Origin of the sequence: Ketobacter sp. MCCC 1A13808, from assembly GCF_009746715.1 — a bacterium.
GTDB lineage: Bacteria > Pseudomonadota > Gammaproteobacteria > Pseudomonadales > Ketobacteraceae > Ketobacter.
This window is the reverse complement of sequence record NZ_VRKW01000026.1, coordinates 1-15,469: the sequence shown is the minus strand read 5'-3', so window position 1 is coordinate 15,469 and position 15,469 is coordinate 1. Positions and strand designations below refer to the sequence as shown.

General features: G+C 51.7%; 10 protein-coding genes and 1 pseudogene. 1 reads left to right on the top strand and 10 read right to left on the bottom strand.

Annotated elements, in window-relative coordinates; all coding sequences use genetic code 11:
• Positions 1–128: 128 nt before the first annotated feature.
• A complete protein-coding gene (locus FT643_RS22360) occupies positions 129–1,862 on the top strand; it encodes an ATP-binding protein (RefSeq protein ID WP_156873626.1) in 1,734 nt (577 codons plus the stop codon).
• A 107-nt stretch (positions 1,863–1,969) separates the two neighbouring features.
• Here FT643_RS22360 and FT643_RS23980 read toward each other — a convergent pair.
• The 10 genes and pseudogenes from FT643_RS23980 to FT643_RS22310 all read right to left on the bottom strand — a co-directional run.
• A pseudogene (locus FT643_RS23980) lies at positions 1,970–2,225 on the bottom strand (acyl-CoA thioesterase); the annotation flags it as partial.
• A gap of 121 nt (positions 2,226–2,346) precedes the next feature.
• Entirely contained in the window at positions 2,347–4,596 is a 2,250-nt protein-coding gene (locus FT643_RS22350; RefSeq protein ID WP_198043812.1) for a TRAP transporter large permease subunit, read from the bottom strand.
• Positions 4,597–4,940: 344 nt separating this feature from the next.
• Positions 4,941–5,960, bottom strand: a complete 1,020-nt coding sequence (locus tag FT643_RS22345; RefSeq protein ID WP_156873624.1) for a putative solute-binding protein — start codon at positions 5,958–5,960, stop codon at positions 4,941–4,943.
• A gap of 34 nt (positions 5,961–5,994) precedes the next feature.
• Entirely contained in the window at positions 5,995–6,192 is a 198-nt protein-coding gene (locus tag FT643_RS22340) for a hypothetical protein (protein WP_101892397.1), read from the bottom strand.
• Positions 6,193–6,261: 69 nt separating this feature from the next.
• A complete protein-coding gene (locus FT643_RS22335) occupies positions 6,262–7,140 on the bottom strand; it encodes a metal-dependent hydrolase (RefSeq protein ID WP_101892398.1) in 879 nt (292 codons plus the stop codon).
• Positions 7,141–7,179: 39 nt separating this feature from the next.
• Positions 7,180–8,040 (bottom strand): SDR family NAD(P)-dependent oxidoreductase, encoded by an 861-nt coding sequence (locus FT643_RS22330; protein ID WP_101892399.1) that lies wholly within the window; start codon positions 8,038–8,040, stop codon positions 7,180–7,182.
• Positions 8,041–8,064: 24 nt separating this feature from the next.
• On the bottom strand, positions 8,065–9,564 hold the full coding sequence (locus FT643_RS22325; protein WP_101892400.1) for a flavin-containing monooxygenase: 1,500 nt from the start codon (positions 9,562–9,564) through the stop codon (positions 8,065–8,067).
• A 4-nt stretch (positions 9,565–9,568) separates the two neighbouring features.
• Positions 9,569–10,510, bottom strand: coding sequence for an alpha/beta fold hydrolase (locus tag FT643_RS22320; RefSeq protein ID WP_101892401.1), 942 nt, complete (start codon positions 10,508–10,510; stop codon positions 9,569–9,571).
• 187 nt (positions 10,511–10,697) lie between these two features.
• Positions 10,698–13,793 (bottom strand): Ig-like domain-containing domain, encoded by a 3,096-nt coding sequence (locus FT643_RS22315; RefSeq protein ID WP_101892402.1) that lies wholly within the window; start codon positions 13,791–13,793, stop codon positions 10,698–10,700.
• A gap of 47 nt (positions 13,794–13,840) precedes the next feature.
• Positions 13,841–15,232, bottom strand: coding sequence for an OmpP1/FadL family transporter (locus FT643_RS22310; RefSeq protein ID WP_101892403.1), 1,392 nt, complete (start codon positions 15,230–15,232; stop codon positions 13,841–13,843).
• Positions 15,233–15,469: the final 237 nt, after the last annotated feature.

The following is a 15,469-nucleotide window of genomic DNA, read 5'->3' as shown; positions in this document are numbered from 1 at the left end:
CAAGGATATTGGAGGATCATGTGAAACAGCATTTTTGGCGTGACGATGGGCCTCAGAATTGATGATAAATTGGTCGTTTATGCAAACTTGTCAAATTTGTCGGTTCTTCCACAGGACCCCTTATAGAAATGATTCTGCTGTCCTTTGCTTTGGCTGAAAGCATCAATCGGGAACGCCAGGACAAAATGAAGGCTCAACAGAGAATGCTGGAACAGGCTGAGGAAATCAACCGTGAGCAGAAGCGTACACATTTGTTGATGGAAGAATCTTATGAGAAAGAAATGGCTGCTTTACAGAAGGCCATGGATGCGGAAGCGGAAAGCAAGTCTAAAAGCCAATTCCTAGCTACCATGAGCCATGAAATACGGACCCCGATGAACGGAGTTATTGGCATGACTGAGTTGTTGAGGACAACACCTTTGAGTGCCATTCAAAGTAAGTATCTGGAAATAATCAACAATTCAGGACAGGCGCTGTTATCCATTATCAATGACATACTAGACTATTCCAAAATTGCTGCCGGTCACATGGAGCTTGAGCTAATTACTTTTGATCTCGAAAAACTGGTTCATGAATGCACGTCGTTACACAGTGTTAACGCAGAAAAGAAGTCAATTGAATTGGCCGTTTTCACCGACCCTGCCTTGCCGAAAAGAATCATAGGTGATCCAACACGACTCCGACAGATTATTAATAACTTGCTGAGCAATGCGACTAAGTTTACTCAGGATGGTTATGTAAAACTCCAGGTAAAAAAAACTCAGCATCAAGATCAAATTTTATTTGAAGTAGTTGATACCGGGCCAGGTATCAGCCCCGAACATCAAAGTAAGCTGTTTACTGCTTTCCAACAGGCTGACTCTTCTACCACTCGAAAGTTTGGAGGAACCGGTCTTGGGTTGAGTATTTGCAAACAGTTAACTCATCTCATGGGTGGTGAAATTGGTGTCAGAAGCGAAGCCGAAAAAGGATCTACATTTTATTTTTTCATTCAATACACTGAATCCGATGGTGCCAATATCAGCAAGGCGGATCGTTTACGGGGTGACGATAGATTCTTGGTTAGATCGACATTCCTGATCAGTACTCAGCCATTGCTCTTACAATTGTTCGAGGAGGCCGCCTCGAGGTATGGCTTTTCATGCTCCGTCTATCCGAAATTTTCAAGCTTTGCGCTCGACGTGGAGCAAAATAGTCAGCTTAGGGCAAAACCATTATTAGTGTTTGTCGACCAGAAACAGATGGAATCCGGTGAGTTGAACCCCGATTTGGTATCCGATTTTGCAAGCAGCAATCCCGTAGTTGAGTTTGTTTACCTGACCGGAATTAATGCGAGTATGGCCAATCAGAGATCGCTTATTGCCGGTCGTTTCCTGTCTACTCAAAAACCAGTATCCGTGCTTGATGTCGCTGCACTGCTGAAGAGATTCTCAGAGAGCAGTGCAGCTGAGATGCAGAGCGAAGCTGAACGTAAATATCCAGATCTTAGTCATCTACAGGTTCTCGTGGCGGAAGACAATCCGGTCAATCAAATGGTTATCAAAGGTATGTTGAGTAAATTTGGCATTGATCCCGCCATTGCAAGGAATGGAAAAATCGCAGTTAACATGGCAACAGAGAATCATTTTCATGTCATTTTTATGGATTGCGAAATGCCCGTTATGGATGGTTTAAGGGCCAGCAAACTAATTCTCAGGCAGGGAGGCAGATCAGGTGTAACTCCACGGATTGTGGCGCTTACCGCGCACGTAATGCAGGATATCAGGGATCAATTCAAGTCCATCGGTGTGCATGAGTTTCTTGTGAAACCAGTCATGCTGGATGATATTAGTCGAGTTTTCTCAGATCTGTGGCCAGATTAGCTCGATACGTCTGCAAAAAAAGATCCTAACCTGTCGGTATAATAGTTAGGCAATCAAGCTTCTTTCATGGTCAATCAAAATCGATTAAGGTTTAGTTTCATAATTATCCGGGTGGTAAAACTGCCACCATCTCGAATGCGGTCCACTTCAAACACAATGGGCGCGTTCATGTCGCCGGGGCGCAGGAAATAGGCGTGCAGCGAATGACACTGACGTTGTTCCTCAAGGGTTCGATAGGCTGCCACCAGGGACTGGCTGATCACCTGACCTCCAAACACATTGCGGGCTCACGCCTCGGAACAGGTTCAGCTCAACGCTTTCCAGATCCAACAGGTTGATCAATTCATCTACCAGGTTAGTCATCTACTTCGCTCCGGATAGTGGGTTGGAAAATTAAGCGGATAGTCGAAACAAAAGAAGGCGACCGGGGTCGCCTTCTCAGTATAGGGCAGGACGCGTTTCGCGTTGCCCCCAATATCAGTTATCAGAAATACTGTTGGTACACCAGGGGGCCGAATGCCACCAGCACCAGGGCTATACCCATCACGGTTAGCGGCAGCACATAGCGTTCGTGGCGAATCCAGAAACTCTTGCCGCGGGTATCCTCTTTGGCTTTCTCTATTTCCTCTTCGCCCACCACTTGCCGCGTCAACAGGTGGTTCACGGCCACCGGCGGGCTGAGGTAACCCAGCTCAAAGGCCACCAGGGTGATCATCCAGAAATGCAGGGGATCGATACCCTGGCTGTAGGCCGCCTGAGCCACGGTGCCGGATACCAGTACGATGGCACCAAAGGGATCCATAATCATCCCGATGATGACCAGGACAATGACCAGGGCAATCATGGCCGTCCAGATATTGCCGAAGAAATCACTCTGTGCGGCGACTTCCTCGAAAATACCGGAATCTTCGATTACACCACCTACGGTCAGGCTCAACGCCATAATGGAAAGTAAGGCACCGATATGGACCGTGGTATCAGTCGTGGCCCGACGTACTGAGTTTTCCAGTGAGGAGGCACGCTCTTCACCTTCATAGGTTTCATGTTTGTCCTCATCCGGTGCATGTTTAACCTTGGATTCCAGCACCAGCACCAGCACCAGGACCAACAGCAGCAGCAGGGGCAGGATCGCGGCTGTCATCAGTCCATCCTGCTGGTACATAAAGGTCGCAGTGGGTATCACCAGCAAGAGCAGCCAGGGCAGCAGTTTTTTGGTGTCCTTGACGACAAACTCGTATACCAGCAACAGTAGGATGATCATGGGCAGAACCACTGGCGCAGTGTGTTCGTCCAGGTGGGTATCCAGCAGGAACGCGTAGGCGGCCGCGGTAACCACAAAAATCAGAACGTAAGGAACTAGCGGCTGGAATGCTCGCAGACTGGGGGACAGGGCTTCCGAAATCGGGGCAATTTTCATGGGCCCCTGTTTTGCGATCAGCGACACCAGGAAGAACAGAAACGAGGTGAGCATAAACACCTTTACGCCCCAGCCGTACATCATGTCGGTGGTGACTTCTTTATTAAGCATGGCAATCAGGAGCACCAGCAGACAGGGGCGCAGCACCACACCCAGGCTACCGCTCATGGCGGTGGCAGCCAGGGCCAGATTGCGGCGGGCACCGACTCGGCGTAATTCCGCATACACCACTGCGCCCATGGCGATGATGATGATACCGGAGGCACCGGTGTAGGCTGTGGGTACCGCCATAATCACAACAGCCACAAAGGCCAGCAGTTCCGGCGGCAGCTTCCAGGGTTTGAAGATGCGGAATATGTATTCACCCACGTAGGTTTGTTTCAGCAGCATACCCACCCAGATATAAAGTCCGATGTTCAGGAACAGAGAGGCCTGATCCATAATTTTGTCTGCGAACAGCACCATGCCCTGAGGGTTTCCGGTTTCAAAAATGAAGAAACGGGCAGAGCTGATGGCCATATAGGCGAACAACGGGACCGAAAGCAGGGCTTTGCCGATACTGCCGCCGGGTTTGGCCGTCTTCGGAATGGTGAAAAGCTGGAACAGCGAAACCAGTGCCAGGGCACCGAAACCAAACAGATAGAACCAGCGAATGTGTTCATTTTGGATCAGCGTGCCGGATGCCCAGCCATTGTTGAGATAACTGTATGAGGAGTAGGTCAGAGAAACATGGGCTATCAGCTGTGCTGTAATTCCGAAACGATAGTCCATCACTGTCTGCATGGGCCGCAGACCGATGTGGTGATGGGTCAGGGCAGCGGTGAGGGCACAGACAAAGAACACAATGGCGAGGAAAATCTGGTTATTGTCGCGGCGGAATTGAGACAAGGCAGAGAGCGCCATATCCACCGCAACAAATCGCTCTACATTGGGTGTTTTCTGCTCGATGGTCTTTTGCGCGGCTTCATGCTTCATGCGGCACAATTCAGCCTGCTTGCCGAGGGATTCCCGGATGGCTCCCTCGTTTACTTCTTCAGATCCGAACATACCGCCAAACGGGTCATCAGCGGCTTCCTGCTTTTTCTGGGCGACGATTTTTTGGACTTCAGATTCGATATCAATATTGGGATCACAGGAGGGGACGGGAACGTCCAGTCGGAGGATGTGATAGTCGGGCCAGATATGATTACCCAGTTTGTTCAATTGCGAATTCAGGTTTTCTCCAATGCTGAGTACGAGTACCCCGAGAAGAATGATAAAAACCGGTAATGAGGACAGCCACTCACGTGGATTTCGTCCCAGAAAGTTTATGTTCATTTCCCACCACATCTAATTTTTGTGATTAAACACTTGTTGTGATTTTTGCTGTGCTGGTTTGTCAGACTGCAATAGTATGGGGCCTAATATAGGGAAAACAGCCTAATCCCTCAAAAGTCAGAAAGTTAAATCACAGCAGTACAAGCACTACAAATACTGTCGAAAAAATAAAGGTCCAGATTATAAGTTATAAGAGTGTCAGGCATTGTGTGCCATAGATCACACAATGAATTCCCGAACTTTTACACTATCTAGCGTTGTATCCTGTGCCTGCTCGTTGACAGGGTAAAAAGAAGCTGGCTGACGGTTAGCCAAGCCTGCTTCTTTTTGTATACCGGAACCGGTTATTCGCGATCTTTAGCAGTACATTCTGCCAGTGCTGGATCTTTCTTGCAGCGCACTTTACTCAGGAATGACAGCATTTTCCCGTCATATAGTCCCTGGTCGCGCAGGGTTAAGCGGGACTGGCGGAACATTTCCATATAACCTTCCTTGTCTTTATCAGGAAGATCCAGCCAGTAGCTGGGGTTGATGCTTTTTTCCGCAGCGCTCACCACATCCATTGCCTTGCCGTACTGGCTCCAGACATAACCACGGGAGCTTTGGCCGAATCCTTCAGGGAAGCGATTATGGCGGGCAACAATTTGAGCGGTCAGCTGAATAATGGCAAAGTTCACCACAGCGCCTTTATCACCCAAGCCCTTGTAGAGTTCCAGTGCATCATAGGCAATGGCAGGGGCCCCGATGATGTCCACGCTGCCGTTGTTGAACATGGAGCCGAAGTTGGTGAGGGACACTGACACGGGGGAGGCACCAACGGACTCAATCATGATGGCCTGAGCCTTGTCGAAATCCATGGCAGCAAATTTCTTGCCCGCTAGCTCCGCCACGGTGTCAATGGTTCGGTCATTGGTGAACAGGTAAGCGGCACCACCGGGCAGAATGCCAGCAATTTCGTATTCACCGGAAATCATCAGCTTGGCCAGTTTGGGATCTGCAAGATATTGCAGATCCACTTTCATGTGGTCTTCATCGGGAATGGCGCCAATGGAGTCCAGGGTACCGGTGAAACTGCTAAACTCACGGGCACGCAGACCAGTGATACCAGCGGCATCACAGGCGCCTGATTTCAGGTCTTCTGCGGCAATTTTTTCGTCCGTGTACACCTTCATTTCCAGGTCCACGCCCCATTTAATGGCTTGCAGACGGTAATCTTCCATCTGGCTGGCAACGGGGCCTGATTTACCCACGATATCCCACACACACAGGGTTCGTTTTGGTAGGTCAGCGGAAAACGCCGTGGTGCTCAGCGCCATGGCGCCGGCGGCGATTGGGGTTAAAAGAGATTTAAACAGTTTGTTCATAGCCTCATCCGGAAGTCTTGGGTTTCTAATAGTTTTAATGGCCCGGAGCAGTTCCCCGCTCCGGGAAGGTTTTGACTGGACTTAGAGCAGCTCTATCTTTGGCGACTTCGACAACTTCACTACCAAGTAGCTTTTGGAAAAACACATCTGGGAACATGCCAATAAAAGTATCGATAAACGGATTATCCATGGATAACTCGCGAATCGTGATAAAGAAAGTAACGGCATCCAAGTTGCCGATGCCGTTCGTCAGGTTCGCATCGTCTGCTATATAATGCTAAAGGAAGTTGACCAGGGTGCGTCATGCAGCGCGGTTCTTGTATGCCTCAAATAGCTGTCCACCCTCACCAAAGAGGCGTTCCCTCCAAGCCTCCTCTAACGCTTTGGTATCATGATCGTCTGGGTGGAAGCGCCGAGCAATGAATTCTGGCATGCGAGGAAGGATTCGCGAGACAAACCCGTTGCGACCAAACATCATCTTCAATCCTTCAGCATTGTCTTTCACGTCTCCAAGTTTTCCGTCCTTGGCTAACATCCACGCCCAAGTGACACCCATCATTGGTATCAGTACCACCACTGAGGCGGCGGCAGCTGCGATTCGCTCACCATGGCTATTGCCGATCAGTTCGTAAACGTCGTAGGCGACAGCCTTGTGTTCGAGTTCTTCGAGAGCGTGCCATTGCCATATCTTGATCATCTCTGGATCAGCGAGGCTCCGGAACTCTTCGTCCTCTAGCAGCTGCTCCGCGAGTAACGCCGTAAAATGTTCCATGAAAGTGGTGGCTGCGAGTTGAGTGCTCTTAGGAAGTTTTGTTAGCACGCTAAGCATGACCTTCACGAAGCGCTCCGGGGTTTCCATATCAAAGCCTCGTTCAGCAAGCAGTTCATTGAGTCGGTCATGCTCACGACCGTGAATGGCTTCCTGACCCATAAATCCAGAAATAGCGGCGCGCTGTCGCTTGTCAGTCACCCGGTTACGAAAATGACGTACCGAATCCATAAAGAAGCGTTCCCCAGGTGGAAAGGATGCGGACAGCATTGCGAAGAATATCGTTGCTGTAGCGTTATTAGCATAGAAGTATTTTGGCATCGTCTCGGAAAATTGAAAGTCCATGTGCCGAGGGGGGATGCCCACTGACGCACCACCTTTCAGTACTTTATCTGTGTTTTTTGAAGTCATTGGTTGCCTCCTACTTTTTAAAGTTCAATTCAGTTGGTTTCATAACGATTCTCTCAGCGCATTTTCCTTACCCTCGCGCCTGTTGAAAAATGTTTCGAGTAGCCGCTGGTAGCCTGTCGGCATTAAGCGCTGACCGATATCCAGTAATACTGCGTCTGCACCTATGAGTACTCTGCGCTGATTCTTGCGGACTCCCTGCAATATGGCATTGGCTGCCTGTTCCGGCGTTGTGCGGGCGATGCGCTCGAAAAGCTCTGCGATCTCTTCCTTACTGCCTAGAGTCAAGCTGCCTGTATCACCCATACGGCTATTGCGAGCAATCGCGGTTTTAACTCCACCCGGATGTACGCAGGTTGCGCTGACGCTGCTACCTTCAATATCCAGTTCTTCCCGTAGTGATTCAGTAAAGCCTTTGACAGCGAATTTCGCTGCGTTATAGGCAGATTGTGTAGGCACACCGATAATGCCAAAGATACTGGAGATATTGACGATGTGGCCGTCACCGGATTGCTTTAGATAAGGCAGAAAGGCCTTGGTGCCGTACACCACGCCCCAGAAGTTGATGTTCATGAGCCATTCGAAGTTTTCGTAGCTCATGGCTTCGACAGTTTCACCAAGGCCGACGCCAGCATTGTTGATGATCAGGTTTACGTGGCCGTGTGCTTTAATGCAGTCGTCGGCGTACTGATAAACAGCCTCCCGGCGACCGACATCTACAACATGGGAGGTAACCTTGACAGGATAGTCGCGCAAGCGGGCGACAGTGTCTTGCAGGCCGTTCTCACTGATGTCCGCCAGTGCTAGGTGACAGCCTTCTTCAGCCAGTGCAATGGCGATGGCCTGGCCGATACCCGATCCAGCCCCGGTGATGGCTGCTACTTTATTGTAAAAATTCTTCATGTGTCCTCCAATCGATTGAACGGGTCAGGCGCTGAGCAGACCTCTCAGTACACCACCTTTCCTGCGTTTGGTATTTCCCTCAAAATGAAGGTGACCGTCCTCCAGGTTGCCGTAGCGCAATGCGGGCAGGTCACGTAAATAATCATCAAGGTTTTGCCAGGGAACCTTGCTGCCTTGGCGTGGCAGGCGGTCATTGGCACGCTGAACGTATCCAGAGCGAAGATTAAGAAAGTTCAGATCTGTAGCGCATCCTTCTTCGTCGACAGGCGTGACCACTCGGGCGCCGATGCCGCGCATGTGATTCAGTAGGCGGCAGACGAATTCACTGGCGATATCCGCCTTCAATGTCCAGGATGAGTTAGTGTAACCAAACACGAGGGCCATATTGGGCACACCTTCTAGCATCAGACCCTTGTACATCATGGTGTCGGCCACATTGACCTCACGTCCATCCACTTCTAACTTCGCGCCACCGAACAGTTGTAGATCAAGACCCGTGGCGGTGATCAGAACATCTGCGTCAAGATGGTCACCAGACTTCAGTTGGATGCCAGTTTCAGTCACAGTGTCGATTTGATCGGTCACCACGGAGGCCTTCCCTTCGCGAATTACTTTGAAGAGATCACCCTTGGGTACAGCACACATACGCTCCTCCCAGGGATTGTAATGGGGCTGGAAATGCTTCATGTCGATATCCGGACCCAACTGGCGGCGCGCAGCCGCCAAAAGTAGGCGGCGCATCGCCTTGGGTTTAGCCAGCGAGAGCCGGTATACTGCTCTCTGTAGTAGGATGTTTCGGGTCCGAGCCATCCGGTAAACGGTCATTTCCGGCAGGATGCGACGCAGGTTTCTGGAAATCAGATCTTGCTCTGGTACGGAGGCGACGTAGGTAGGGGAGCGTTGCAGCATCACCACGTGAGACGCCTTGTCTGTCATGGCCGGCACCAGCGTCACGGCAGTGGCACCACTCCCAATAACCACCACCCGTTTACCACTGTAATCGTAGTCTTCCGGCCAGTGTTGTGGATGAATCAATTTACCCTTGAATTTGTCGAGACCCGGAATGTCCGGGGTGTAACCGGCATCGTATTTGTAATAGCCGGTACAGTTGAGTACAAAGCCAGCGTTGAACTGGTGCTCTTCACCGGTTGTTTCGTCAATGGCAGTAACGATCCAATGGTTTTTCTCACTGTTCCAGGATTCCGAAAGCACTTTCAAACCGAAGTTAATATGACGTTTTACGCCATATTCGCTTGCTGTGTCTTCAATGTAATTGCGAATAGAAGGGCCGTCGGCAAGCATCTTGGTGTCAGTCCAGGGTCGAAAGTTGTAACCTAAAGTAAACATGTCGGAATCCGAACGGATACCGGGGTAACGGAATAAGTCCCAGGTGCCACCAATACGTTTGCGCCGCTCAATGATACCGAAACGCAGACTCGGGCATTTCTTTTTCAGGTGACAGGCCGCGCCAATGCCCGACAGGCCTGCGCCAATAATTAGAACATCTAAATAAGTATGTTTCATGCTATTACTCCGTTTCAGTCAAGGGGCCCGCCCCCCACGCGTCGCCTATGCACGACGGGTTGTGTAGAAAATTCAATACCGCTTCGGTGAAAATAGTGTTTCTGTCCCCGGCCACCATATGTCCTGCCTGATCCAGCACTTCATAGTGCGCGTGGGGAACCAGGTCGAGTAGTTCGCGTGCGCCCTGGTCGCTGAGCACGTCGCTCTGGTGCCCCCGAATTAGTAGTACTGGCATGGAAAGCTTTCTAGCTGCTGACTCCAGCCTGATTCGCTCAAACATGCCGTCGTCGGTTTCCGAAGGTAAGCGGGCGTGATCCAGAAAGGCAGGATCCCAATGCCAGTAAAGACGGCCATCATTATGGCGGCGCAAATTCTTGTGCAGTCCTGACAGGTCATTGGCATGAGCACGATGTGGATTGTATGCGGCGACTGCATCGCGCACCTGTTGAATGTCATCGAATCCGTCATGATGGCGGCACATGAATTCTATGATGCGACGAACGCCTTGCTGTTCGAGACGTGGTGCCACATCCACCAGTACGAGTGCTGAACAGGGCAGCGAGTCATCCTCCCCAAGGGCGAGCATGGCAGTCAGACCGCCCATGGAAGCTCCGACAATGACGGGGGCTGTAGGCAACGCGCAAATCACAGCGCCAAGGTCAGCGACCAAGCTTTCGGTGCTGTAATCACCTTGTGCACACCAATCGCTTTCGCCGTGCCCGCGCGCATCCAATGTGATTGCGCAGTAGCCCATCTCGGAGAGAGCTTGTGCAGTATGGTTCCAGGCGTAACGCGTTTGCCCTCCGCCGTGAAGTAGCAACACGATGGGGGCTGTTAACTCGCCGAATCGACTGGCCCGGAGAATCAATCCACCAGCACCGACATACTCTGTAGGCGTCACTGATGAAGTGAACTGATCAGTTTGTCGGGTACGACTACATGTCATGTCTACCTCTATTTTTTTAAGCATTGAGCTATAATTTGGTTGGCTGACCAAATTATAGCTCAATGCATTCCCCACTGGCAAAACGTTTTTGCCAGTGGGGAATCAGACTGCTTGATTAGACCCTTTAAAGGCTCTATTGAGAGATCAATTGACTTAACTATTGCCCGTTATAGAAGTGAGTTCCGCGTCAGAAATTTTTGACAGGCAGGAAGGTCAAAGTCATATCGAGAGCAAGCGGGGGAACTTCCAGTTCCACGCTCCCTAGGCCAAGACCAAGTAAGCTTATACCGGCCGGAATCACGAGAGCGTCAGCGTTGCCCAGCTTGAGGACCAACCGACCATCGTCGACAAAGCGCAGTGGCCCCTCAAGCGTTACATTGGCTACCGGTTTACTGCGAATATCGTGACTAAGCACAATAGGGCCCAGCGCGGGTCTCAGCTCGGGGGCATCCACGAGTACGTCGAAGGTGGCATTGAACCAGGGGCCGTTCGGCGTGTCGGAGATAAACCCTGTGATAAAGGGTTCATCCGATTCTTGGGGCAACAGCCTGAGAATCAGTGGCCCCGTATCCAGGCCGATAGTGATGAGTCCTAGAGCCTGAGCCTCCAGAAAAACGCTGGTAGTACTGACCGTTGTCGGGTAGACGTTGGCTCGTATGGCACCCGCTACGAAATTATCTGTGGCTGGGTTACTGTCGATCAGACGACGATTCACCTGAACATCGGGATCGTGTGTACGTGGGCCGGCTGCTAGAGCACCGCTGCTAATAAATGCGAAGTGGTTTTCCGGGCAATCCTCCCCAAGTGAACAACCGAGATTGGCATTCGTTATGACGCCGCCATAACTCTTTAACACCATCCCTAGATGATTGGGTGGTGGCTCGATACTGCTGTCCTCGAGGACTACCGCACCTTGTTCTTCTTCGTCAAGCACCATATTGGTATTGGCATCCGCCACTGGCAGAACGCGCAAACCAACTAACGTATAGCGATCATCCTCACCGGCAGCGACAAAGTGATTCACCATATCAGGGCCTCCTTCGCGAGGGGCAGGAGCAGATGCACTGCTTTGCGAGATTTGTCTGGTTTGAAGCGGTGCACCATCCGGCGAACAAATGGCAGTGACCCCGCAATCGGGATTGTCCACCGATTTTAAGGTGTACCTATAAAGTTCACCGACCTGCCAGGGGGTATCCGGGAAGAACTCCACCCGCTGGGGCAGGATATCCAGCCGACCCGGTATGGGTAGCCAATTGTTGCTTGAATCCCGGCGTTCAACGAAGAAGGTGGTCTCGTTGATCGTTGACGGATCGATGTCGCGGTTGAACAAGACGCGGATGGGGTAGTCCTTGTACAGACCATTCACGTGGAATTTGGGGTCGCTACTCTTGCCGCCAACGCAGCGACCGTTGCGCCATGTGGACCGCTCGCCGGTGAGCTCGGCCTCTGTTAGCGCGCAGGAAAAGCCGGGAAATACGGCCGCGATGGGCGAGCGCAGCCCGGTGCCATCGCCGTTAGGACGATGCAGGTCAGGAAGGCGCATTGCAAGCGCTCTGTCCTGATTCAGCGGATTGCCCTGTGTATCGCGCAGCAGGCTGGACAGTGTGATTTCAACATCCTGATTGTGCTCAACGATACCGGAACCCTTGATGACGATGGTGGCACCGTCCTGGCGCATAAGCACCTGATTAGGTAGCAAGGGAATACCGTTAACGTTGACCGTAATAGCGCCATCAAGGAAAACCGATGCCGGATCAAGGGGCTTGTTAAAGTTTAGGATAACAGGGTCACCGGGGCGGGCATTGGGTTGAAAATTATCCCCGGGTGACCAGGATTGCAGCTCAAGTGGGCGCGTATCGGTTGGCGGTACCGGCGCGTTGCGTTGGTCGGCATAGGCTTCCAGGCGGAAAGACAACAGGCCGCTGGCGCGTTCCAGGCCGAGAATTTCAGGTTCAACTACACTAACGGCATCCATCACCAATACACCATCTTCTACTATAGCAAGGCCTACTACCTGAATGTCCAGTAAGTTCTGGCTCAGCGCAGCGTTGGCGATACTTCCCGCTGCGGTCATGGCCGCATCCATATTTAGTAAAGCATAGCGCGGAGCGTCCTTTGCGTCGCTGAACGGGTTGGCTATCAGGTAGCCGTTTGCATCACTGAGTAGTGTGATCAACACCTCTCCGGTTTCAATGCCTGCATTGACTTCGCCAAGAATGTTGACTGCCACCGGGCTTCCGCGTAGCACTGAACCTGCAGGTACCCGCAGGGGGGCTGCGTCAGCAAAATGCGGAACGAAACCCAAGTCCGCCGCCAGATCGCCCTCCAGTTTGGTAAAGGATTCGGTACCCAGTACAAAACTTTCTACCGGAACCTCATTGATGCTTTTCCCAGTGAGCTTTGATTCCAGGTCCGGCTGTTGTTCACCAAGCGCGCCCACTTTGAGTATTGCTGTTTCACGCGGTATTGTGGCCACAGGTGTGAAGGTGCGCTCAAGGTCCGGGAGCGTCTCACCGCCCCGGCTGCGCAGACCGGACAGGATCAGGGTATGTTTCACCGGTTTGAGATCATTCATTGGGTCGAGCACCAGATAGCGTCCCTGAAGCAAAAGACTGACCCTGACTAGACTGCCCTGAGCGTCGATAAGCTTGACCTGCTCTCCATAGTTGGCGGTAGCCGGATCTAGCAAGCGATTGAACACCATTCTTAGGGTGCTCATGTCGTTTGGCTGTCTGGCATCGTCAATGCTGGCCAACAGCGCGCTCTGATCCAGGGGGGCGATGGTGAGCAGTTCGAAGTTTCCGTCGCCAATCGTCTCGGCAAACCCCTGCTGCGCGCCAGCGGTACGAAAACGAAAGTCACGGAAAGGGCTTGTGTCGATCCCGCCGATACCCTCTCCGATCAGTTGCAGCCGGTATTCCGTATTTGGTGTGAGTTTATCAACAGGGCGTAGCACTAGGCCGCGTTTGTCATCCGCTGCGTCATGATCGAAGGTGATGGCGTTGTCACCCTCGACAGTAACCAGCTGCAGTCGGTTATGTAAGTCCGCAGTAACGCTTTCATCAAGGGGAGCTGAGAAACGAAGCACAACCTGGGCGCTGGGCGTCACTTCCCGTTGACCCGGATAGGGGTAGGCGAAAATAAGACTCTTGGAAGTAGGGCTTCTAGTAAAGGTAATAGCGCTATTATCGCCTCCACACCCGGACAGCAAGAGGACGTTGGGCAGCAGTACCCATAGTGCAATAAAACTAGTTATTGTTCTGTGGTTTATTATTGTTTTCATTATGTTTTTTCCCTGTTCGCGATTCGTCAAATCTGCCGAAGTTCTGCTCAGAACTTCATTGAAGCAGATAATGAGAAGAGGTGAATATCGCCATCAGCGCGCACCGTCTCGAATGGTGCCGGATCGGAGGGAGAGTTGATTGACGTCAGCTCAAAATCGCGCTCCTCGATCTGCTGGTACTGATAGGCCAGCGACAGCACCAGGGGAGCATTGATGATGGGTGCGTTCTTGAGCCGGTAGTCGCCGCCAATGCCGACCACCGTTTTATCGCTATCAAGAAAGTTTACGTCTTGTGAGCGGGATGATTTCAGGGGAGAATCTTCCCATGCCAGCCCGCCAAAAAACCGGAGCTGGTCAGACAACTGGAAGCGGGCGCCAACGCGGGGAACGACCACATCATTAAAACGCAAACCTGCCTGCTCTCTGACTGTATCTCCGGCAAATTTGCTTTCCAGCTCAGACCAATTTTGCTTTTCGACAGAGGCTACAAGCTCGAACTTTCCAAGAGGCAGCAGGATGCTGCCGCCGAACACCTGTGGCTGATACGAATCGATGGTTGACAGAGCTAGATCAAGTCCCGGCTCGGGGATGACGCCAGGAATAACCACGTTAGCATCCACACTGACCTCGTAGTTGGTTTCATCACGCCAGAACAGCGCCACCTCCAGTCCATTGAGGCCGAACGGCATACAAGATGTACGACGCCAAGGTGAGTGACCACAGAAGAGCTCGTTTGTGCGGATGTTAATTCCCAGCGCCGGGGACAGGGTAGGCTTGGCTTCCAGCGAAAGCTGCTCGGAATCCGTATTGCCCGCGAGATCGGAGACCGCTTCAAGGCGTGCCTTCGCCGCTAGTGTCAAGCGTGCTGAAAGGCCTGCATCAACACCGCGAACGAGATCACGAACAGCACCACCAAAGGCCAGATAAAGCGGTTGGGACTCGTAACGCAGGAATTGTCCTTGCTCTGCTGTGTTGGCTTGGTACGGTAGAATGTTGGAGATGTATTCATCGACGCCTACGTTAATACCCAAATACATGGAGCGGCTCGTGTCCGATTCAGATGCGCCCGTAATGCGGGTTTTAATGCCTAGCAGCACAAGCTCGGAACTGCTGTCCGACAGGACGTCACTCTCTCGCGTCAACGGGTCAGAGCCCCCCAGCGATTTTGCGCGCAGCTCCTGGTCGCCGTATTGCACGACCGCACTCAGATCGCCTTCGGGGGAGCGGGCCATCGCTGCGGGGTTGTAGTACACAGCCCAGGGCCCAGACTCGAAAGCGCTGAAAGCTTGCGCGGACCCGGCGTTGATGGGACCAAGGCCATAGGTGGATGCCGCGTCGCCTGCGCCGGCAAGGGCATCGTCTGGCGGTACGGCAACGATTGCTACAGCCAACAATAATTTGAAGATAGTCGGCAAGATACGGTTAATTATGCATGTCATGAAAATATCCTTATTTTTGTTATGGTTGTTCAGTTTCTATTCTTTCAGTTGTATATTTACTTGGTTAACCAACCAATTTCAAGAAAAAAGTAAAATCACACAATCGTAGAAGCACGTGTTGATTTGCACCCAAAAGTGACCCACTTCAGTCCCATATTTGCATCGAATATTGACCCACGTTCAACTCATCCTGCACCCAACGATGCAGGAGCAATCAGGAGTGATCGACGTGGCATT